22 protein-coding genes are annotated in these 20,682 nt (G+C 65.0%); 18 read left to right on the forward strand and 4 right to left on the reverse strand.

The window, feature by feature from the left end; genetic code table 11:
• Positions 1-33: 33 nt before the first annotated feature.
• On the reverse strand, positions 34-2,502 hold the full coding sequence (locus ACIP21_RS26720; protein ID WP_400694331.1) for a TonB-dependent receptor: 2,469 nt from the start codon (positions 2,500-2,502) through the stop codon (positions 34-36).
• Between the two features lie 319 nt (positions 2,503-2,821).
• On the opposite strand from ACIP21_RS26720, the gene ACIP21_RS26725 reads away from it, so the two are divergent.
• The 10 genes from ACIP21_RS26725 (at position 2,822) to ACIP21_RS26770 (ending at position 13,860) form a co-directional block, all read left to right on the forward strand.
• Positions 2,822-4,216, forward strand: coding sequence for a fibronectin type III domain-containing protein (locus tag ACIP21_RS26725; protein ID WP_400694333.1), 1,395 nt, complete (start codon positions 2,822-2,824; stop codon positions 4,214-4,216).
• Between the two features lie 157 nt (positions 4,217-4,373).
• Positions 4,374-5,294, forward strand: a complete 921-nt coding sequence (locus ACIP21_RS26730; RefSeq protein WP_400694335.1) for a GGDEF domain-containing protein — start codon at positions 4,374-4,376, stop codon at positions 5,292-5,294.
• Positions 5,291-6,325 carry an AraC family transcriptional regulator ligand-binding domain-containing protein gene (locus ACIP21_RS26735; protein ID WP_400694336.1) on the forward strand — a complete coding sequence of 345 codons (1,035 nt, stop codon included), beginning with the start codon at positions 5,291-5,293 and terminating at the stop codon, positions 6,323-6,325. The genes ACIP21_RS26730 and ACIP21_RS26735 overlap by 4 nt, the downstream gene beginning before the upstream one ends.
• A 41-nt stretch (positions 6,326-6,366) precedes the next feature.
• Positions 6,367-7,389 carry an NAD(P)-dependent alcohol dehydrogenase gene (locus ACIP21_RS26740; RefSeq protein WP_400694338.1) on the forward strand — a complete coding sequence of 341 codons (1,023 nt, stop codon included), beginning with the start codon at positions 6,367-6,369 and terminating at the stop codon, positions 7,387-7,389.
• A 146-nt stretch (positions 7,390-7,535) separates the two neighbouring features.
• Entirely contained in the window at positions 7,536-9,185 is a 1,650-nt protein-coding gene (locus ACIP21_RS26745; protein ID WP_400694340.1) for an MFS transporter, read from the forward strand.
• Complete coding sequence (locus ACIP21_RS26750; RefSeq protein WP_400694342.1) at positions 9,182-10,324, forward strand: HlyD family secretion protein; 1,143 nt, start codon at positions 9,182-9,184, stop codon at positions 10,322-10,324. The genes ACIP21_RS26745 and ACIP21_RS26750 overlap by 4 nt, the downstream gene beginning before the upstream one ends.
• 114 nt (positions 10,325-10,438) lie before the next feature.
• The gene (locus ACIP21_RS26755) at positions 10,439-11,071 is read left to right on the forward strand and encodes a hypothetical protein (RefSeq protein ID WP_400694344.1); all 633 of its coding nucleotides are present in this window, start codon (positions 10,439-10,441) and stop codon (positions 11,069-11,071) included.
• 473 nt (positions 11,072-11,544) lie between these two features.
• Entirely contained in the window at positions 11,545-12,843 is a 1,299-nt protein-coding gene (locus ACIP21_RS26760; protein ID WP_400694346.1) for an MFS transporter, read from the forward strand.
• A gap of 112 nt (positions 12,844-12,955) precedes the next feature.
• Positions 12,956-13,261 carry a hypothetical protein gene (locus ACIP21_RS26765; RefSeq protein ID WP_400694347.1) on the forward strand — a complete coding sequence of 102 codons (306 nt, stop codon included), beginning with the start codon at positions 12,956-12,958 and terminating at the stop codon, positions 13,259-13,261.
• 47 nt (positions 13,262-13,308) lie between these two features.
• The gene (locus tag ACIP21_RS26770; protein WP_400694349.1) at positions 13,309-13,860 is read left to right on the forward strand and encodes a YbhB/YbcL family Raf kinase inhibitor-like protein; all 552 of its coding nucleotides are present in this window, start codon (positions 13,309-13,311) and stop codon (positions 13,858-13,860) included.
• A 60-nt stretch (positions 13,861-13,920) separates the two neighbouring features.
• On the opposite strand, the gene ACIP21_RS26775 is transcribed toward ACIP21_RS26770, so the two are convergent.
• Positions 13,921-14,853, reverse strand: coding sequence for a LysR family transcriptional regulator (locus tag ACIP21_RS26775; RefSeq protein WP_400694351.1), 933 nt, complete (start codon positions 14,851-14,853; stop codon positions 13,921-13,923).
• A 122-nt stretch (positions 14,854-14,975) separates the two neighbouring features.
• On the opposite strand from ACIP21_RS26775, the gene ACIP21_RS26780 reads away from it, so the two are divergent.
• Entirely contained in the window at positions 14,976-15,242 is a 267-nt protein-coding gene (locus ACIP21_RS26780) for a DUF2790 domain-containing protein (protein ID WP_400694353.1), read from the forward strand.
• Between the two features lies 1 nt (position 15,243).
• Here the strand turns inward: ACIP21_RS26780 and ACIP21_RS26785 are convergent, their stop codons facing one another.
• Complete coding sequence (locus ACIP21_RS26785; RefSeq protein ID WP_400694355.1) at positions 15,244-15,939, reverse strand: tRNA (adenine(22)-N(1))-methyltransferase; 696 nt, start codon at positions 15,937-15,939, stop codon at positions 15,244-15,246.
• A gap of 236 nt (positions 15,940-16,175) precedes the next feature.
• Between ACIP21_RS26785 and ACIP21_RS26790 the strand changes: the two genes are divergently transcribed.
• Genes ACIP21_RS26790 through ACIP21_RS26820 form a run of 7 tightly spaced genes read left to right on the forward strand, consistent with a single transcriptional unit; the run spans position 16,176 to position 20,512 of the window.
• Positions 16,176-16,442: a helix-turn-helix transcriptional regulator gene (locus ACIP21_RS26790; RefSeq protein ID WP_400694356.1), complete on the forward strand. Its 267-nt coding sequence runs from the start codon at positions 16,176-16,178 to the stop codon at positions 16,440-16,442.
• A 53-nt stretch (positions 16,443-16,495) separates the two neighbouring features.
• The gene (locus ACIP21_RS26795) at positions 16,496-18,268 is read left to right on the forward strand and encodes a primase-helicase family protein (RefSeq protein WP_400694357.1); all 1,773 of its coding nucleotides are present in this window, start codon (positions 16,496-16,498) and stop codon (positions 18,266-18,268) included.
• Positions 18,261-18,764 (forward strand): hypothetical protein, encoded by a 504-nt coding sequence (locus ACIP21_RS26800; RefSeq protein WP_400694359.1) that lies wholly within the window; start codon positions 18,261-18,263, stop codon positions 18,762-18,764. Before ACIP21_RS26795 ends, ACIP21_RS26800 begins: the two co-directional genes overlap by 8 nt.
• 11 nt (positions 18,765-18,775) lie before the next feature.
• The gene (locus ACIP21_RS26805; RefSeq protein WP_400694361.1) at positions 18,776-19,021 is read left to right on the forward strand and encodes a hypothetical protein; all 246 of its coding nucleotides are present in this window, start codon (positions 18,776-18,778) and stop codon (positions 19,019-19,021) included.
• On the forward strand, positions 19,018-19,296 hold the full coding sequence (locus ACIP21_RS26810; RefSeq protein WP_400694363.1) for a hypothetical protein: 279 nt from the start codon (positions 19,018-19,020) through the stop codon (positions 19,294-19,296). The genes ACIP21_RS26805 and ACIP21_RS26810 overlap by 4 nt, the downstream gene beginning before the upstream one ends.
• Positions 19,289-19,603 (forward strand): hypothetical protein, encoded by a 315-nt coding sequence (locus tag ACIP21_RS26815; protein ID WP_400694365.1) that lies wholly within the window; start codon positions 19,289-19,291, stop codon positions 19,601-19,603. Before ACIP21_RS26810 ends, ACIP21_RS26815 begins: the two co-directional genes overlap by 8 nt.
• Positions 19,604-19,660: 57 nt before the next feature.
• Positions 19,661-20,512: a hypothetical protein gene (locus tag ACIP21_RS26820; protein WP_400694366.1), complete on the forward strand. Its 852-nt coding sequence runs from the start codon at positions 19,661-19,663 to the stop codon at positions 20,510-20,512.
• Positions 20,513-20,542: 30 nt separating this feature from the next.
• Here the strand turns inward: ACIP21_RS26820 and ACIP21_RS26825 are convergent, their stop codons facing one another.
• Positions 20,543-20,671 carry a hypothetical protein gene (locus tag ACIP21_RS26825; protein ID WP_400694368.1) on the reverse strand — a complete coding sequence of 43 codons (129 nt, stop codon included), beginning with the start codon at positions 20,669-20,671 and terminating at the stop codon, positions 20,543-20,545.
• Positions 20,672-20,682: the final 11 nt, after the last annotated feature.

The raw sequence follows: 20,682 nt of genomic DNA on the forward strand, positions 1-20,682 counted from the left end.
GCATGAGCAGGCAATATCCCTAGAAGCGGTGGATCAGAAATGGGTGAGCGTCAGGCCGATCTTGTAGGTCGGGCCGTATTCCTCGTACTGGGCGTTGTAGCGGCGGTGGCCGCTGTACACGTAGTAGGGTTCGTCGGTGATGTTCTGCGCCTCGAACGTCAGCTGCAGCTCGGGGGTGAGGAAGTAGCCGGCCTTGAAGTCCACATGCACCTGGTCGTCGGCGTACTGGTCATGGGCCTTGTCGTCGAGGGCGCCGACTTCCAGCAGGTAGCCGGATTTGTAGTTGGCTGCCAGGCGCAGGTTGAGGCGGTCGTTTTCCCAGCCGACCATGAGGTTGCCGACCGTGTCGGACTGGTTCGGCAGGTCGATGCTGCGCTTGCCGCCCACGCCTTCGAGGGTCGCGTGGGACTTGCTCATGGTCAGGTTGGCGCCCACCAGCACGCCATTCCAGGGCGCCGGGAGCCAGTCGAACTTCTGCGAATAGGCCAGTTCCAGGCCATAGAGCCGGGCGCCGCCACCGTTTTCAAAGGTGAGCGCCTCGTCGAAGTCGACCCAGTCGCCGGTGCCGGCCAGGTCGGTGCTGTAGATGAAGTGGTCGATGTCCTTGTAGAACAAAAACGCCGAGGCGGTACCGGCACGGCCCATGTAGTGCTCGATGCCCAGGTCCAGGTTGGATGACTCCAGCGGCTTGAGCTCGGGGTTGCCGAACGAGGCGTCGGCGTCGTCGATGACGAACCCCGGCGCCAGCTGGCCGAAGGTCGGGCGCACCACGGTGTTGGTCCAGGCGGCGCGCAGCGCGGTGGCCGAGCTCAGCTGGTAGCGTGCATGCAGGCCTGGCAGCCAGTGCTCATAGCGGTTGCTGCTGTCGATGCTCTCGTACACGCCGTTGCGCAGGCCCGTGCCCTTGGCGTTGAACTCGGTGCCTTCGTAACGCAGGCCGGCGATCAGGCGCAGGTCGCCAATGTCGACGGTGTTCATCAGGTAGGCGGCGTTGATGTCCTCGCGCATGTCGAAATCGTTGATACGGGACGCTTCCTCGTCGTAGAACGCCGCCCGGTCGAGGTTGCCGATCAGGCCCTTGATGGCGCTGGCGCTGATGCCGTTGCCGAAGTTGCCCAGGGCATAGTCGACGTTGCCGCCCTGGTAGTTGGCCAGGCTGACGTCATCGAAGTCGTCGTAGACCCAGGTTTCGGTATCGCTGGTCTTGTCGCGGCGGCTGACCTTGCCGCCGAACTTGACTTGGGCGGCGTCGGCAAAGTCGTAGTCGCGGGCCAGGTCCAGGCGGATGTTCTTTTCCTGGTCCTTGCCGCTGACCTTTTCCCACTCCACCTCGTCGAGGGTGAAACGGGTCGGGTCGTAGAAGTCGTTGCCCACGCTCAGGCGCGGTTTGCGCGTGCCGTCGAAGCCGACTTCGTCAAAATCGGCGACGAACTTGGCACCGGCGATGCCGCCCGGGTCTTTTTCGCTGGCCTGGCTGTAGCCGGCCTGGGCGCTGACGGTCCACTGGTCGATGATGCGTTCGCCGCCGAGCACGTAGGACTGGATCTCCTGGGTGTCCTTGCGGGACTTCAGGTCGCGCCAGCCTTCGGCTTCGCCCCGCTGGCCGCTGGCCTGTGGGTCGGCGAACTCCAGGCCTTCGGCGTTGCGCGTCTCGGTGTCCTTGAACTTGCTGTAGAGGGTGCGCAGGTAATAGCTGGAGAAATCGTCGGGCTGGTAGTCGAAATTCAGGCCCAGGCCGGTGCGCTCACGGGTGATCTGGTAGTCACGGGCTTCGACTTCCTCCAACCGCGCGCCGTCGTCGAAGTCCCACTTGCCGCCGGTCTCGACGTTGTCGGAACCGAACTTGCGTTTCTGCCAGCTGAACGCCGCGGCCACGCCGAAGTTGTTCACGCCGTCACCCAGGCTGAAGCGGTCGCTGACCGCGCCGGAGAATTTCGGGCTGTTGCGGCTGACGTTGGTGTCATGGCTGGCCTCGCCGCTCAGGGTGTAGAACAGCCCGTCGTGGTCGAAGGCCGACAGGCTCTCCACCTCGATGGTGCCGCCCAGGGAGTTGGCGTCCATGTCCGGGGTCAGGGTCTTGACCACCGACAGCGACTGCACCAGCTCCGCCGGCAGCACGTCCAGCGCCACGGCGCGGCGGTCGCCTTCCGGGGCAGGTACCAGGGTGCCGTTGATGGTCACGCTGTTGAGGTCCGGGGCGATACCGCGCACGCTGACGAAGCGGCCCTCGCCCTGGTCGCGCTCCACCGACAGGCCGGGGATGCGCTGCAGGGCTTCAGCGGCGTTGTCGTCAGGCAGTTGGCCGACGCCATCGGCATGCACCACGCTCTTGATGCTGTCGGCGCTCTTCTGTTCGCGCAGCGCCTTGTCGATGCTCGCCGCCTGGCCGATCACCTCGACCCGCTCGACCGCGTCGTCCTCGGCCCAGGCCGGTGCGGCGGTGATGGCGATGGTCAGCAGGCTGACCCTGAACCCGGCGTTGCGGATGTGACGAAACGGCATTGCCACCTTGGAACCCTCGCTAGCTGTGGCCCGGTGAGCCCGGGAATGGCAGCGAAAGCTAGGAAGAGTGTGTGGCACTTGCGTGACAAGGGGTGGGCTTGGGGGCTCTGGATGGCGGGTTTTGTGGGGGTTTTCGGGGGTTTTGAGCTGAAATGACCTGGGGCGGGATGGGTTCGGCTGGGGATTTTCAGCGCCTGTGGGATCGAGCGCCGCTCGCGCGGCGCTCGATCACCTGAGCCCAATCGACCCCCCACCCGGTAACCCAACCGTCATCCGCCTTTGTTTCCTTTGCGCCCCATCAAGCCACCGAGGAAACCCCATGCATCGCCGCCTGCTACTCGCCACCCTGCTTTGCGCCGCGCTTGCCCAGGCCAATGCCGACACTGCCCTGCCACGCTCGCCTGGCCAGCCCTATGCCGCCGGCGTACTGGCCGATCGCATCGTGCTCACCCCCGGCCAGGACGCCGCCACCCAGATGGCAGTGAGCTTTCGCACCGACCTGGCCCAGGCCGAGGCCATGCTGGAACTCGGCCCGGCCCTGGCCGGCCCGTCACTGGCAAGCAAGGCCAGCCCGCAAGGCGGTAGCACCCAGCGCCTGGACAGCGACAACGGCCCGGCCAACTACCACCAGGTGCGCCTGGAGCACCTGCAACCGGACACCGCCTACGTCTACCGGGTCAAAGGCAGCGCCGGCTGGAGCGAGTGGCACCAGTTCCGCACGGCCAAGGCGGGCTTCGCGCCGTTCTCGTTCATTTACCTGGGCGACACCCAGAACGACATCCTCGCCATCGCCTCGCGCACCATCCGCCAGGCCTTGCGCAGCGTCGCGCACCCGGCCCTGGTGGTTCACGCCGGCGACCTGGTGGCCTCGCGCGACGACCTCGCCCACGACGATGAATGGGGTGAGTGGAACCAGGCAGGCGGCTGGTCGTACGCCGCCATCCCGCAGCTGACCGCGTTCGGCAACCACGAATACCTGGAAACCCTCGACCCCGACGGCAGCGAACGCCGCAGCCTCAGCCCCCACGTGCCGGCGCAGTTCGCCCTGCCGCGCAACGGCGCCCCTGGGGTGGATGCCACCAGCTACTTCAGCGATTACCAGAACGTGCGCTTCGTGGTGCTCGATGGCACCTCGGCCCTCGATCTCGGCACCCTCAAGGCACAGACCGACTGGCTCGAAGGTGTGCTCAAGAGCAGCAAGGCGCAGTGGAACATTGTGGTCATGCACCAGCCGCTCTACACCTGCGCCCGGCCGCAGGACACCGAGGCGCTGAAGAGCGCCTGGCAGCCGCTGCTGGAGCGCTACAAGGTCGACCTGGTGCTGCAAGGGCACGACCACTGCTACAGCCGCCTGACCCACGCCGAAGGCCGCCAGGCGACCCAGGCCGCGCAACGCGCGAAGCAGGCCATCGGCCCGGTGTACATGGTCTCGGTGACCGGCTCGAAGATGTACGGTCTCAACGAGCGCGCCCGCAGCCAGCCGGACCGCACGGCCGAGGATACCCAGCTGTACCAGACTGTCGCCGTCGAGCGGGACCGCCTGCAGGTGCGTACCTATTCCGCGGACGACAGGCTGTATGACGCGTTCGACATCACCCGCGATGCCAAGGGGCGCAAGTTCCTGCATGAGCCGAAGCTGGCCATGGCCAGCGAACGTTATTGCCAGGCCAGCATGGGGCCGGACGGGCTGCCATGCACGGCGCGGGGCAAGTGAGCGTCATCGGATTGAGATAAAGCCCTTGCATGCTGCTTCGCCAGTGCTGGCTCTTTCGCGGGTAAACCCGCTCCCACAGGGGTTATGTGATCCCTGTGGGAGCGGGTTTACCCGCGAAAGAGCCAGCACTGGCAACAACAAAACCACAGGACGCCCCATGCCCCTCAGATCCCTCCTCAAGCAACACGGCCTTACCCTGACCGGCCTGCTCCTGGCCGCCAACGCAGGCCTGCTCATCTACCTGGCCGCAGGCACGCTCAAGGCCTGGGCCGAGATCAACTGGATGGACGTCGCCGGCGAAGGTGGCACCTGCCTGATCCTCTGTGGCTGGCTGGTCATGCTGTTGCGCGGGCGGCCCGCCGGGCGTGTCACCCGCCTGCTGTCGCTGGGCCTGTGCTTCACCGCCTTCTCGATGTGGATGGACACCCTCGACGAGTTCATCCGCCTGCCCGCCGACGCGGTCTGGGACAACTGGCTGGAAACCGCGCCCATGCCGCTGGGCATGCTGCTGCTGACGCTGGGCATGTACCACCTGCAGCAGGAGCAGCACGCCATCACCGCGCAGATGCGCAAGCGCGAGCAGCTGTTCCGCGAGCACCGCCTGTTCGACAAGCTCACCCCGCTGTCCGGCGCGCAGTACCTGCGCCAGCACCTGCAACAGGCCATCGCCCAGTCCGCCAGCGAGCAGCAGGCGCTGTCGCTGATCGCCATCGACCTCGACGACTTCAGCCAGATCAATCAGCGTTACGGCCAGGCAGAAGGTGACCTGGTGCTGCAGGTGGTCGCCCAATTGTTGCTGCTCAACCTGCGCCAGCAGGACATGCTCTGCCGTCTGGCCGGCGACCGCTTCGTCGCGGTGCTGCCCAATACCGGCGAACGGCAAGCCCAGGCCATGGCCGAGGCCCTGCGCCAGAGCATTGCCCACCTCGCCCACCACACCCGCGGCCATGGTGAACGCCTGCAACTCGCGGCCACCGTGGCCTGCGCCATGGCGCTGGATGAAGACGAAGCACAGCTGCTCAAACGCCTGAACCAGGCCTTGGCCCAGGCCAAGCCCCGCCAGGCGCGCCGGGCATGAACGGCTACGACGGCGACAGCCGTTTCATCAAAGCCCACCAACTGCCGGCCGCGCTGATCGACCTGGCGCGTTCGCGGCAGATCGACACCCACCATCTGTTGCGCGGCTGCGGGCTGTTCTACGACGACATCATCACCGGCCAGGTGCTGATCAGCCCCCAGCAGTTCCTGCGCCTGATCGGCAATGCCCAACGCCTGCTCGCCGCCGACGACAGCAGCTTTCTCTATGGCCAGCGCCTGTGGCCCGGGCACTACGGCGCGGCCAGCCTGCTGCTGGAGCAGGCCGACCACCTGCTGCAGGCACTGGAGCGCATCGTCCAGTACCGCGCGCTGCTGTCGCCCTTGCTCAGCCCGGTGCTGCGCCTGGACGAGCAGCACCTGCACCTGTACTGGCGGGAAAGTTGTGCCATCGGCGAACAGAGCCACTTCCTGCTGGAGGCGAGCATGACTGCGGTGGTCGCCCTGGCCCGGCGTCAGCAGCAGGAAAAGCTGCCTTGGCGCTTCCAGTTCAGCCATGCCGAGCCGGCCTACGTCGAGCAGTACTGGGTGCACCTGGGCGACGCCCTGGCCTTCGATTGCCCGTCCACGGTGATGAGCCTGCCCCGCGAATACCTGCTGCGACCCTGGCCCGGTGCCGGTTCCACAGCCCAGCAGGTCGCGCGACAGGCGTGCGACCTACAACTTGTGGCCTGGGGTTGGCAGACGAGCTTTCTCGACCAGGTTTTCGAACACCTGCACGGTCAGATCCGCCAGCCGCTGAACCTGGAGCGGGTGGCAGCAGCCTTTGCCACCAGCCCGGCGTCGTTCAAGCGGCGCCTGGCGCGGCACGGGTCCAACTTCCAGGAGCAGTTGGACCGGGTGCGGCGTGACCAGGCGTTGTACCTCTATCAGGTCAAGGGCTACAGCAACGATGAGGTGGCGCAGTATCTGGGCTTCAGCGACAGCACCAACTTCCGCCGCTCGTTCAAGCGCTGGACCGGGCGGGTGCCCAGCGAGCTGGCCTTGCTGGCGGATTGGCAAGGCGCTGGCTGAACTACACTTGCCAGGCTTCGCCAACCCACTGGAGGTGCCCCATGAGCAATGCCACACCGTTTACCGGCTGGGCCGCGACCGCCGCCGGCGCGCCGCTGGAGCGCTACAGCTACGACCCAGGTGCCCTGGCGGCCGACGATGTGGAAGTGGCTGTCGAGTACTGCGGCGTGTGCCACTCCGACCAATCGATGATCGACAACGAATGGGGCATCAGCCGCTACCCGTTCATCCCCGGCCATGAGGTGGTCGGCAAGGTGGTTGCCGTGGGCAGCGCCGTGCAGGGGCTGCAGGCCGGGCAACGGGTCGGCATCGGCTGGTACAAGGGTAGCTGCATGCACTGCGCGCCGTGCATGGAAGGCGCGCACAATCTCTGCGGCTCGGTACGCCCGACCATCATCGGCAGCAACGGCGGCTTCGCCGACCGCGTACGCGCGCACTGGGCCTGGGCCATCCCGCTGCCGGCCGGGCTCGACCCGGCCCTGGCCGGGCCGCTGTTCTGCGCCGGGTCCACGGTGTTCAACCCGTTGCTGGCGTTCGACGTCAAGCCCACCGACCGCGCCGGGGTGGTCGGTATCGGCGGTCTCGGCCACCTGGCGCTGCGCTTTCTCAATGCCTGGGGCTGCGAGGTCACGGCCTTTACCTCGTCGCTGGCCAAGCAGGACGAGGCCAAGCGCCTGGGCGCGCACAAGGTGGTGGCGTCCACCGACAGCGCGGCGCTCAAGGCGATTGCCGGGACCCTGGACTTCCTGCTGGTGACGGCCAATGCCGACCTCGACTGGACGGCCATGATCGGCACCCTGCGCAACCGCGGCCGGGTCAACTTCGTCGGCGTGGTACCGGGGGCGATTCCGGTGCATGTGTTCAACCTGATGCCGCAGCAGAAGAGCCTGTCGGCGTCGCCGGTCGGTTCGCCGGCGGGGACGGCGAAGATGCTCGAGTTCTGCGCCCGGCACCAGATCCTGCCGCAGGTGGAGGTGTTCCCGATGAGCCGGGTGAACGAGGCGATCGAGCATTTGCGCAGCGGCAAGGCGCGCTATCGGGTGGTGCTGGATGCCGGGGCCTGAGGCCACCTGACAGGGCCTCTTCGCGGGTAAACCCGCTCCCACAAGGATCGCGCGCTGTACCTGTGGGAGCGGGTTTACCCGCGAAGAATCCACCGCGCTTCATCAGACTGTTCCCACAACCACAGCCCTAAAGTACAGTCTGCCCCATGGACAAATACGCCCCCCGCCAGTGGCTCCCCCACGAAAAGCCCAGCCTCCCCGGCTCCCCTTCCACGCCCCTGCACAGCCCGGCCAGACGCCTGGCCTACGGCGTGGTCGGCCTGCTGGTGGCGATCACCGGCGGCCTGGGCAACGCACTGGTCACCGCCAACCTGGTGTTCCTCCAGGGCGCACTGGGTGCGACGAGCGCCGAGATGGCCTGGCTGCCCGCCGCCTACGTGATGACCAACGTCTCCATCAACCTGCTGCTGGTGAAGTTCCGCCAGCAGTTCGGCCTGCGCGCCTTCACCGAGGTGTTCCTGGTGCTGTATGCCCTGGTCACCTTCGCCCACCTGCTGGTCAACGACCTCAATTCGGCGATCGCCGTGCGCGCCGCCCACGGCATGGTCGGCGCGGCGCTGAGCTCGCTGGGCCTGTACTACATGATCCAGGCCTTCCCCGAGCGCTGGCGGCTCAAGGCCATGGTGCTGGGCCTGGGCGCCTCGCAGCTGGCCCTGCCGCTGGCGCGGATCTTCTCCGAGGACCTGCTGCAGATCGCCGAATGGCGCGGCCTGTACCTGTTCGAGCTGGGCCTGGCGCTGGCCGCGCTGGGCTGCGTGCTGATGCTCAAGCTGCCGCCCGGTGACCGCTTCAAGACCTTCGAGCCACTGGACTTCCTCACCTTCACCCTGATGGCCAGCGGCACCGCCCTGCTCTGCGCGGTGCTGTCGCTGGGGCGTATCGACTGGTGGCTGGAGGCACCGTGGATCGGCATGGCCCTGGCCGCCTCCATCGCCTTGGTGTTCACCGGCCTGGCCATCGAGCACAACCGCCAGAACCCGCTGCTGATGACGCGCTGGCTGGGCAGCGGCGCGATCATCCGCCTGGGCCTGTGCGTGATCCTGATCCGCATGGTCACCTCCGAGCAGTCCACCGGCGCCGTGGGCTTCCTGCAGGTGTTGAACATGGGCAGCGAACAGATGCGTTCGCTGTACTGGGTGATGCTGCTCGGCGCGGTGGCGGGCCTGGCCACCAGCGCCATGACCATCGCCCCGACGCACTTGATCATCCCGCTGTTCGTCTCGCTCGGGGCGATGGCCACCGGTGCCTTCATGGACAGCGCTTCGAGCAACCTCACGCGCCCGGCGCAGATGTACCTGAGCCAGTTCCTGCTGGCCTTCGGCAGCACCTTCTTCCTCGGCCCGTCGATGGCCCTGGGCATCAGCCACGTACGGGCTAACCCGCGCAACCTGGTGAGCTTCTCGGTGCTGTTCGGCATCTGCAACAACCTCGGCGGCCTGATCGGCGCGGCCTTGCTCGGCACCTTCCAGACCTGGCGCGAGAAGTTCCACTCCAGCCACCTGATGGACCGCCTGAGCGCCATCGAACCCCTGGTCAGCGCCCGCGTACAGAGCGGCGGCGCCGGTTACGCCGGGGTCTTCGCCGACCCGGCCCTGCGCAGCGAAGCCGGCCTGCGCGCGCTGGCCACGGCAGCCACCCGCGAGGCCAACGTGATGGCCTATAACGATGTATTCGTGCTGATCGGCAGCATTGCCGTGCTCACCATGATCTGGATCACCATCCGCGGCTCCTGGCTCCGCTACAAGGCGCGCCAGGCCGCTTCATCCGCCACCCCCAGCGGTACCGCCGAGCAATGACAGAAGAAACCCGCAGCACCACCACCACCGCCCTTGCCGAAACCCCGGAAGGCGTCGCCCCGCCCAGCGAACCCACCAGCCCGGTGCGCACCCGGCGGGTGCGCATCCTTTCTACCTTGAGCTTTGCCTGCGTGGCCCTGGCCGGCATCCTGCTGGTGCTGTATGCCTGGCGCCTGCCGCCGTTCGGCAGCCCGATCGAAAGCACCGAGAACGCCCTGGTGCGCGGCCAGGTGACGATCATCGGGCCACAGCTGAGCGGCTATATCGTCGACGTGCCAGTGCACGACTTCCAGTTCGTCAAGGCCGGCGACCTGCTGGTGCAACTCGACGACCGCATCTACAAGCAGCGCCTGGCCCAGGCCCTCGCCCAGCTGCAACAGCAGCAGGCAGCGCTGGCCAACAATTTGCAGCAGCGCAACAGCGCCGAAGCCACCATCGCCCAGCGCCAGGCGGCCATCGGCGACGCCCAGGCCCAGGCGACCAAGGCCAAGGCCGACCTCGGCCGCAACCAGGCGCTGGTCAGCGACGGCTCGGTGTCGCGCAGTACCCTGGACCTGTCCCGTGCCAGCGAGGCCGCTGCCGTCGCCAGCCTGGCCCAGGCCAAGGCGGCGCTGGAGATCGCGCGCCAGGACCGCGAGACGGTGATCGTCAACCGTGCCGCCCTGCAAGCTGCGGTGGAGAACGCCAAGGCCGCCGTCGAACTGGCCCGTATCGACCTCGACAACACCCGCGTCACCGCCCCGCGTGACGGCCAGCTGGGGCAGATCGGCACGCGCCTGGGTGCCTACGTCAACTCCGGTGCCCAGTTGATGGCGCTGGTGCCCGACACCCTGTGGGTGATCGCCAACATGAAGGAAACCCAGATGGCCGACGTGCGCATCGGCCAGCCGGCGACCTTTACCGTCGATGCCCTCGACCACCTGGAACTGCGCGGCCATGTGCAGCAGATCTCCCCGGCCACCGGCTCGGAGTTCGCCCTGCTGCAGGCCGACAACGCCACCGGAAACTTCGTCAAGATCGCCCAGCGCATCCCGGTGCGCATCACCGTCGATGCCGACCAGCCCGAGGCGGTTCGCCTGCGGCCAGGGATGTCGGTGGTGGTCAGCATCGATACACGCGAGCCGCGCGGGCACCATTGAGGCCCGCTTTGTGAACCCTGTCCAGATGCCGTCCTGCCACGATTGCGCCGCTCTAGCCCGTGGGGTCTAATCCCGACCCACCGGTTCATATCTGCAATCCAAGGACGCTTGAACATGTACAGGACGATCGTACCGCTGGCGCTGCTGGCCACCCTGGCCGGCTGCTCGGACACCCAGGACGCCAGCGAGGCCAATTTCCGCAAGGCTGCCCAGGCGTATCTCGACACCCAGTACCCGCACTGTTTCGTGACCACCGACTTCCCCACCAAGACCCAGGACTTCGACGTCAACGGCACCAACAAGGCCCTGCATGCCCTGGCCACGGTCGGCATCGTCAGCGAGAAGGAAATCTCCCGGGTCGAAGTGCCGGATCGCCTATGGCAGAAGGCTCGGACCGACATCTACTACGCCTTTGATCTGACCGAGGAAGGCCGCAAGTACTACAAGGCCGATGCGCAGACGATGCTCAACGGCAAGCTCAAGGGGGGCTTGTGCTTTGGCAAGGCCGAGGTGACCGCGATCGAGCAGTTCAGCGAGCCGGGGCAGATGATGGGGCACACCATTTCCGATGTGACCTATGCGTACAAGGTCAACGGTTTGCCGGCCTGGGCCAGTGATGACAAGGTCCGCGGCAGTATTCGAGGCCTGGATGAGGCGCTGGCGACCCGCGAGGCGCCGGCCCGGGAAAAGCGGGTGATGGTGCTGACAAACAACGGTTGGGTGCATGAACGGTTGTTCGATAAATAGCCTGCACCGGCCTCTTCGCGGGTAAACCCGCTCCCACAGGTATTGCACAGCATCCAAGGGCCTGTGCAGTTCCTGTGGGAGCGGGTTTACCCGTGAAGAGGCCCGGCAGCCGCCAATGTTGTCGGATCTGGACACAAACCTGTCGCATCCCGCCCTGCGTCGTCTCGTCGCAGGGCTTAGCCTCTTGGGCAAATCCGTCACAACCCGTAGAATCGCGCTTCCTTTTCGCCCGTCGCCTTGAACGGTGGCAACCGGCAGCAACGACAGAGTCCAGGCCTGAGCACATGAAGCCCATGTGAAATAGGCTCAACCGACCCCGCCCGGCCCAGCATCCACAGGGTCCAGCGGTTGAGTCTTGCCCAGGTCGCATCCAGCCCAGGCACATCCGTGCACCCCTCCGGCCCTTCATGGGCCTGTTTGGCGTGCACGTTCGAAGAGGCGTTCACTTACCGCCACTCCAACTTGAGGTATGTATGTCTCCGCGTTTGCTGGCCATGGCGCTGGCGCCCCTGCTCGGGCTGTTCATCATTGCCCTGGGCAACGGCTTCATGAACTCCCTTACCACCCTGCGCCTGGACGCTGCCGGGGCATCGGCAACGACCATCGGTATCGTCTCGTCGACCTACTTCATCGGCCTGACCCTCGGCGCCATCTTCAACGACCGGCTGATCCTGCGCATCGGCCACATCCGCGCCTACACCAGCTTTGCCTCGCTGATCGCCGCGACCATCCTGCTGCAGGGGCTGTTCTACGACACCACCTGGTGGTCGGTGCTGCGCCTGATCAACGGCTGGGCCGCGGTCGGCGTGTTCCTGGTGATCGAAAGCTGGCTGTTGCTGGCCGGTGACGCGAAGATCCGCGGGCGCCTGCTGGCGCTGTACATGATCGCCTTCTACGGCGCGGGCGTGATCGCCCAGGCCGGCCTTGGCGTCATCACCCAGCTCGGCGACAGCGCGCCATTCATGCTCGCCGGCATGCTGGCGGCGCTGTCGGTGCTGCCGATCGTGATCCTGCCGCGGGTGTCGCCACTGCTGGACCAGGTCGAGCCGCTCAAGCCGCGCCAACTGCTGGGCGTCGCGCCCTCCGGGCTGGTCGGCTGCTTTGGCTCCGGCGTGGTCATCGCCGGCATCTATGCCCTGCTGCCGCTGTACCTGCAGCGCATCGGCCTGGACGTGGGCGAAGTCGGCACGATGATGGCCTGGGTGATCCTCGGCGCCATGCTGTTGCAGTACCCGGTGGGCCGCTGGTCCGACCGCAAGGACCGCCAGGACGTGCTGATCGCCTTGGCCGCGGCGTGCATGGTGCTGTCGCTGGTCACCGTGTTCCTGCCTTCGGACTCGGTGCTGCTGCCGGCGGTGATGTTCCTGCTCGGCGGTGGCGTGTTCGCGCTGTACCCGGTGGCGGTCAGCCATGCCGCCGACCGCGCGCCTTCGGATGCGCTGGTGCCGATGATCCAGGGCCTGCTGCTGATCAACTCGCTGGGCTCGGCCATGGCGCCGCTGGCGATTTCCCCGGCGATGACCGAGTTTGGCGAAGTGGGCCTGTTCTGGGCTTTCGCCGTGGTCAACCTGGGCATGGTCTGCTTCTTCCTCTGGCGTCGCGGCAAGCGCCCGGCGGCGGAGCACCCGGCACCGTTCGCGCCGTCGGCGACCTTCTCGCCGACCGGCGCCGAACTGCGCGTCACCGAGGACCTGATGCACGCGGCTCAGGAGCACCCGCCGCTGGAACCGGTGGAGCCCGTTGCGCCCACCCCCCAGGCAACTGCCAAGTAAGCCAAAGGGCCGCTTCTGCGGCCCTTTTTTTCGACCGTTCGTCGCCCAAGCGGCACCCCACTTGCCGCCGCCAGCCCAAAGAATGACAGATCATCCGCCCAGGAGAGTTGCCATGATCCGCATTCAACCCTTGTTGCTCGCCCTCGTGGTAGGCCTGGCTTCGGCCACCAGTTACGCGGCCACCGACGCCACCAACACCGACAGCCACCCGAAAACCGACCAGCAGGGCGGCAAGACCGCTGGCGAAGGCAGCAGCGTCAACAGCCCCGGCAGCGGCCAGGACAATGACAGCAGCGACACCGGTACCGACTCCGACGCTGCGGACGGCGCTGCGGGCGGCTCCAACAGCACCGGCGAGGCGACCGGCTCCGGTGCCGGCCACAGCGGCGGCACCGCCGAAGACCAGGACAGCCGCTGACACGGCCTGGTCTACACTGCGGCGATCAAGCCCGCCAAGGAACCTTCATGAACCTCAAACCCTGGCTGCTCGCCGCCCTGCTGCCCTGCGCCGCCCTGGCCGCCGGCGGCGATTCCGCCGCGCTGTCGATCAGCTCGTCGTCGTTTACCGATGGCGGGGTGATCGCCCTGCAACAGGTCGGGCCCGACCCGGCCTGTGGCGCCGGTGAAGAACGCACCCCGCAATTGAGCTGGAAGAACCTGCCCGCCGGCACGCGGTCGCTGGCCCTGGTGATGTTCGACCCGGACGGTGGCAAGGGCATCGGGGTGGTGCACTGGATCGCCTACAACATCGACCCGCAGATGAACGGGCTGGACGAAGGCACAGGCGGGTTGTCGAGCCAGATGCTCATGGTCGGGCGCAATTCACGGGGGACAATGGCCTATCGCGGGCCTTGCCCGCCGGCCGGCGACAAGCCGCATCATTATGCGTTGACGCTGATTGCCACCGATTTGCCGCTGGGGACCTTGCCTGAAGGCCTGGATCGCACGGCACTGATGGAATTGCTAAAGGGTCATGCCCTGGGGGCACAGAGCCTGGTCGGGCGGTATGGTCATTGAAGATCGATGCCTGCGCGGTCCCTGTGGGAGCGGGTTTACCCGCGAAGAGGCCGGCACAGGCTAAAGCCAGTATTTCGGGTCATCGACAATCCTGGCATGCCCTTTGAACAACGGCGGCAGCTGTTCCTTGAGGTAATCGATCCAGGTGCGCACCTTGGCATCCAGGTAATGCCGCGACGGATAGATCGCATACAAGGCATTCTCCCGTAGCCGGTAAGGCGCCAGCAGCCGCCGCAAGCGCCCCTGCTCGATGGCCTCACTAGCTGTGTAGAACGGCAGCAGGCCAATGCCCATTCCCAGCTCGCTGGCCACCAGCATGGCGTCGGCCACGTTGGTCATGAAACTGTCCCGCGGGGCGATCACACAGTGGTCAAGGCCCTGGGGGAACACCCAGTCGCCTTCGTACATCGGATAGGCCATGCGCAGGCAGCGGTGCTCGTGCAGGTCTTCCGGCCGTTCGGGGATACCGTGCTGCTCCAGGTAGCTGGGCGCGGCGCAGGGAATGCTGAAAATGTTGCCCAGCGGCACGGCGATCAGCTGCGAGTCGGGCAACGCCTCGTCGACGGTGATGACCACGTCGTGCCCTTCGGCCAGTGGGTCGGGGTTGCGCTGGGACAGGATCAGCTCGATCACCACCTCCGGGCAGACCGCGTTGTAGCCGGCCACCAGCGGCATCAGCAGCATGCCCAGGCCATGGGGGCAATGCAGGCGCAGGTGGCCACGCGGGGTCAGGTGCGCGCCGCGGGCCTCATCCATGGCCTCATCGGTGAGCTGCATGATCTGCCGCGCCCGTTCCAGGAAGCGCTCGCCCGCCTCGCTCATGCGCAGGCGGCGCGTGGTGCGGTGCAGCAGGCGGGTCTGCAGCTGGTTCTCGAGCTCGGCGACGATCCGCGACACCTGCGCCGCGGAAATGTCCAGGGCATTGGCGGCGGCGGCGAAGCTGCCGCACTCCACCACCCGGGCGAAAGTGCGCATGGCGTGCAGCATGTCCATTCGGATGGCTCCCTATCGTCTGAGATTCGTACGTTCCGGGCAGGAATCTATCACGAGTTAGCCCATTTATTGTGGATCACCAATGAATACATCATGGGCAAACATTGAAAAAGGAGCCTGCCTTGAAACTTTCCCTCGCTTTTGTCGCCCTGTCTGCCGCCCTCGCCTCGTTCGGCGCCTTCGCCGACAACGCGACCCCAGCGTCTGCCAGCCAGGGCGCCAACTACGAGTACGGCATGCCGCTGGACGTGGCCAAGGTCATTTCCATCACCCCGGCCAGCAATGCCGCCGACTGCCAGATCGGTACCGCGCACATGGTGTATGTCGACCACCAGGGCCAGCGCCGTGAAGTGAACTACCGGGAAATGGGCAACTGCTCGCAGCAGTGATTCAGGCCAGTACCGCGTTGATCCAGCCTATCTGCCGGGCGAACTCGCGCAGCTTGTCCTGCGGGATGGCGTCCCGGGCCCGCTCGAAGTTGGCCAGGCTCTGCTGCTTCTGGCGCAACATGCGCTGCCACTTGGTGATGAAGGCCGGGCCTTTCTCACGCATCAGCAACGGGCCGAAGTACAGCTCTTCGGCACTGTAGGCCACCGCCTCGCAAGGTTCGGCGACGATGATCTCGTAGTCGAAACGGTTTTCCCGCAGCAACTCCTCGCTGACGATCCGGTAGCCGTTCTCCATCAGCCAGCCACGCAATTCCCGCTCGCCGCCGTTGGGCTGCAGGATCAGCCGTTGCTGGCCGCTCAGGCGATCCTTGCCGCGCTCGAGGATCTCGCACATGGTCAGGCCGCCCATGCCGCACAGGCTGATGGCGGTGATGCCGTCCGACTGTTCGATGGCGTCCAGGCCATCGGCCAGGCGCACGGTGACCTTCGCTTGCAGGCCATTGCGGCGCACATTGCGCTGGGCCGAGGCATAAGGCACCTGCGCCACTTCCCCGGCCAGCCCTGCTTCGATCACCCCACGCAACGCCAGGGCCACCGGCAGGTAGCCGTGGTCCGAGCCGATATCGGCCAGGCGCGCGCCCTGTGGCACCTGCGCCGCCACGCGCTCCAGGCGCATCGACAATGTCTGTTCGTTCAACTCAAGCCCCTTGCTCATCAATCGGGCGCGATTCTGACGGCCAGGGCGCGGTATTACAATCTGCAAGCGCCCGGTGGAGCGTTCGGCTCGACCCATCGGCCGGGCTCGCGTAGGCTTGCCGCTTACCTTCCGTTGCTAGTGAACACTCGCCCTACTCGCCCCCTCTAGCACGGGGCGCTCAGCACAGACCATCGAACTGTTAACCCCCAAATGAACCACCAGTGGGAGTAAAGACGATGGGCAACCCTAGAATCGAAGTTCCTGCACCGATAGCCGACGCGCTGGTGCACCCTACCCCTCTGTGCCAAGCCTTGGGAATCAGCCGCGCAACCCTCGATCACTGGGTCGCGGCCGGACACTTCCCGGCCCCTATCGTGATCGGCCAGATGCGCGGGAGCGGCAAGGTTTCGCGCACCGCCTTCCTGAAAAGTGAGGTCGACGCCTGGATCGAAGCCCGCAAGGCTGAGCGCGATGCGCGCCGCATCGAAACCCTGTCTGCCTGAAAAAGAAAAAGCCCCGACGGATCAGGTCAGGGCTCAATGGGGAGTGTGTATGTATGTCCAGTATATCCGATGGCGGCAATGCCGCAAGCGGCTTCGACCTCAAGGCCTTCACCCGGCGTGAAGATGAGAGGACTGCCGCTGCCGAAACGGCCTTAGCTGCAAAGAGGGCGGCCAAAGCCTCAGCCAGCGCTTGTATCACCCCGCCACCCAGTGTCATCACTGGCAGTTTCCGGCAAGCGCTCGTCTCCCTGCGCGCCGAACTCGCTGCCAATGAACAAGAGGTTGCCGTGGAGCAATCCTCGCTGCAGGGCTTACCCTCCGTCGAGTTCGGTAATAACTCCACCGTGCAGGCCAACCCTGTGCAAGCGGCACCGAGTCGCGACAACGTGGTGAAGATGGTACCCAAGGCCGAGGGCCACTCGGCATTCAAGGTCGGCGACATAGACCCGGAGTCCCGCGAGATCCTGCGCTATATCAGCGAGGACTTCATTCTGGTGACGGGTGACGGCGCAGTGTACGCCTACTACATCAAGCGCGGCTGCCGGCTGACCAAGGAAGGGATGAAACACCAGTGCGCCAAGCGCCACGGCACGATTGAACAGGTTGCGAAGATCGATAACGGCCGCGTCGAGTGGAAATCCCTGCCGGCTGGTGACATCTGGTGGGAGTGGAAGGGCCACGAGCGCCGGGTCGTGATGTACCTGGTGATGGAGCCGACCGCCGTGTCTGAGGGCGACGACGACCCCGACGTATTCAACCTGTGGCACATCCGCAAGCTGGAAATGGTCGAACGCACAGAGGGTGCTGTCTTCGGCGACATGACGATCCTGTGGAACCACCTGCTGTATCTGGCAGACGGTGACACTGGCGCGGTGGTCCGCTTCCTGTGCTGGCTGGCCTGGCTCTACCAGCACCCCGACGACAAGATCCCCACCGCCTGGCTGTTCTATTCGGAACATCGCCGAGTCGGCAAGAACCTGATCGGTCGTCTGCTTGCACGGGTGTTCGGTCCATCAATGGTGCTGACCGATGGCGACGGCAAGCTGCTCACCAGCAAGTTCGACGACGCGCTGTTAGACCGGCGTATCGCGTTCCTCAACGAAGTACGGTTGGCGGGGAAAGAGCGCGCCAACTTCGAGGTGTTCAAGAACAGGGTGTCCGCTGAGAAGGTGGTGATCGAGCCGAAGGGCCGCCCAGCCCGCGAGGTCCGCAACACTGTGCATTACATACTCACCAGCAACCACGAGGATGCGCTGCCGCTGACCGAGAACGAGGGCCGTATCAACGTCATGCGCTGCCTGGCACCACGCAAGCCCGACGCCTACTACGAAGAGCTTGTGGCCTGGATCGACGGTCCCGGCGCGGGCGTGTTCGCCAATGTCCTGGCCACCTGGGGCTTCAAGAACTGGAACCCTCACGCACCGGCACCGGAAACCGAAGCCGCCAGGGACATGCAACTGGCCGCCAGGGGGCCAGGCATCAACTTCCTGCAAGAGCGCGCCGCGTCCCGCGACGGTGCGTTCGCACTCCAGATCGGCCGCTGCCAAAGCATCTACATGGAGCTGCAGAAGCTGTACCCCGATCTCGTCAGGGACTACGGCATTACACCGCAAACCCTGCCGAAGATGCTCAAGTCCCTGGGCTTCACCCAGCTGTTCAAGGCAGGTAAAGACGGCAAGCCTTCAGGCAACCCGAACACCAAGGTGTGGTGTTTCTGCAATCACGATTGGTGGGACGGACAACTGGCCAGTGTGTGGAACGACTACCTGAAAACGCAGACGGCGCCAGAAGGCATGCCGCCTCATGGAGGTGATAGCCATGAATGAATCCATTTCCGGGTCGGTGAGTTCGCCGGCCCTACCGCCCGTGTCGTTCAGCCTGGAGGTGTACGGGTCGGCCGCGCGACGTTTTGAAAGAGATGCGGCCAAGCGCCAGGCTGATGACGCCGCTGAACACAAGGCGAAGCTCCGGCGCATCAAGGAAGAGGTGGAAATCAAGGCTGCCGAGTTCGCCTCGATCATGCTGGACAAGCACATTGCCGAAGCGCTCGACCCCTCCATCGAGCCGCGCTTGCGCCGCGACCTGCGCAATGACGTGTTGAATCGGGGCATCGGTCGCCCGGCCGAGGCTGAAAAGGACGACGCGAAAGCTCGCGACACCGCTGCACAAAATCTCCTGGATGTGCTGGCGGCGATGTCCACCAACAACCGCACAATCGAGAGCGCTGGCAAAGCTGTGCCCCGGATCGAGCGCGACGTGACGCCCGAGCATGCGGAGTTTCTGGAGATAGACCTGAACCAATTCAACGTGACTGAAGAGTGAGGCACGCCATCATGGAGCTCATCAAACGCATCATTCTGAACACCGGCATCGTGATCGTCGGTACGCTCGTCAGCGTGTTCTGGTGGTCGTATGCCAGTTGGTCTATAGCTGGATGGTTCGGCGCCAGTGATGAAGCGGTGGCGGCTATCCAGCTGAATGCAATCCTAGCCGCTGCAACCATCACACCATGCGCCATCATCCTGGCGATGCTGGTGACAGCTGCCCGCGAAGCCAAGGCAAAGAGGAGTCAGTCATGAACGACTTCGAGGAACGGGTCAAGGCGCTGATGATCATCGTCAACGACCCCAATACGCCGGATGACGCCCGCTTCGAGGCGAGGAAAGAACTCATCGACATGCACAGTGACCCGGATAGTCGCCGCCGGGCGGCCCTGCCGTACTTGGATGAAATACTAGAGGGGATGCGGGATACGGCACAGAACTCGCCCGACCCTGAGCAGCGGCGACAGGCCAAGGAGTACGTTGAGTACCTGGAATTCAGGAAGCGCGCACTGGGTGAGGACGATGAGTGAACCCCTCGATTTCAACAAGGCTGCACTCGCCAAGGTAGTCGCCAGGTACAAGGCCGGCGAGCGTGATCCCGCGTGGGAGCACAACCCAGCACTGACGGCTGCGCTCAGGGACGGGCCGGAGTATGTGCAGCACGCCGACTGGATGGTGGCCATCTACGAGTCGATGCCGGAACCCATACAGCGCATCGTGGCCACCCTAGCCAAGGTAGAGACGGCCGATGTGCCCGAGAACGAGCGCAAGGATGCGTTCATGGCCGCGCTGCTGCGCCTGCTCAGGGAGTGGGCGAGCCGGCACAATTGCCCCTGACCTGCACCGCCGCTATCATCGCTGGCCTTGTGCCATGGATAGAGTGGAGAGGATGCAATGGCGGGTTTGTGGGAGCCGGTTGGCGGGGTGTTCTGGAGTTCGCCCCCGGACGAAGGGCTGCCGTTCGTACGCTGGGCCATTTTGTCGGTGTTCGCAGTCGTCGCTGTTGCAGTGCTAGCAATTCGCATCGCCAGGAAGCGCCGCGAACCAGAATGGCATCTGCGCCAGCACATGGTGGATATCGGCGGGGCTATCACGCTGGTCTATTTGGTCGGCATTACTGCACTGACATGGGGTCGCATCGGCACGTTGAGCACCATGCCGTTAAACGAAGTGGGCGACTTCCTGGCCGGCGCTTTTGGTCCAGTGGCGTTCCTATGGCTGGTCCTGGGCTTCCTACAGCAAGGTGATGAACTGAGGCTGAGCACTAAGGCACTGGAAGACCAAGCAGGTGAACTCAAACGTACAGTTGAGCATCAGTCAACTATGGCGTCTGCCGCGCTGGATCAGATAGACGCACAGCGCGAGTCTTTGCAGATGCAATGGTACGAGCGGGAAAAGACTCTTAAAGCGGTGTTCTCGATTAACTATGGCTACCCATCACATTCTTCACCGAATGTCAGAAATACAATCTACATCACGAATCGTGGTGCTGACGCAGCCCATATGGATTTGACGTTCGAGCCTCAAATCTCTGAAGAAAGGATCCATCTGGCGGATATGCGCTCAGGTGAGCAAGAGAGTTTCTCCTTTAGTTTCAATCCTCAAGAAAGCCCACGCTCCGGTTTAGTCACTATTACGTACCTCGATGCAGAGGGAAAACCCAGGCATCAACGCTTCGTCTATGAGCTTGGTGAAGGGGATGTTTACGAGTTCAAGAGATATTTCGAGCAACCGCCCGAACGCTAAGGGGCCTCCCTGCCCCTGTGCTGAACCCCCTCATTTCCCCCGGCTGCCTTTCCCGCCCTTGCCGGACTTGCCACGCTTGAGCGTGTCGGGGTGCATCTGCGGAAAGCGCGTCACGTCGCGCACCGGTTTTCGGGTAACGCCTGGTCGTTTGTCAGCCATTTTCGATCACC

It is taken from the genome of Pseudomonas sp. NPDC089401, from assembly GCF_044749485.1.
In the GTDB taxonomy this organism is placed as follows: Bacteria; Pseudomonadota; Gammaproteobacteria; order Pseudomonadales; family Pseudomonadaceae; genus Aquipseudomonas.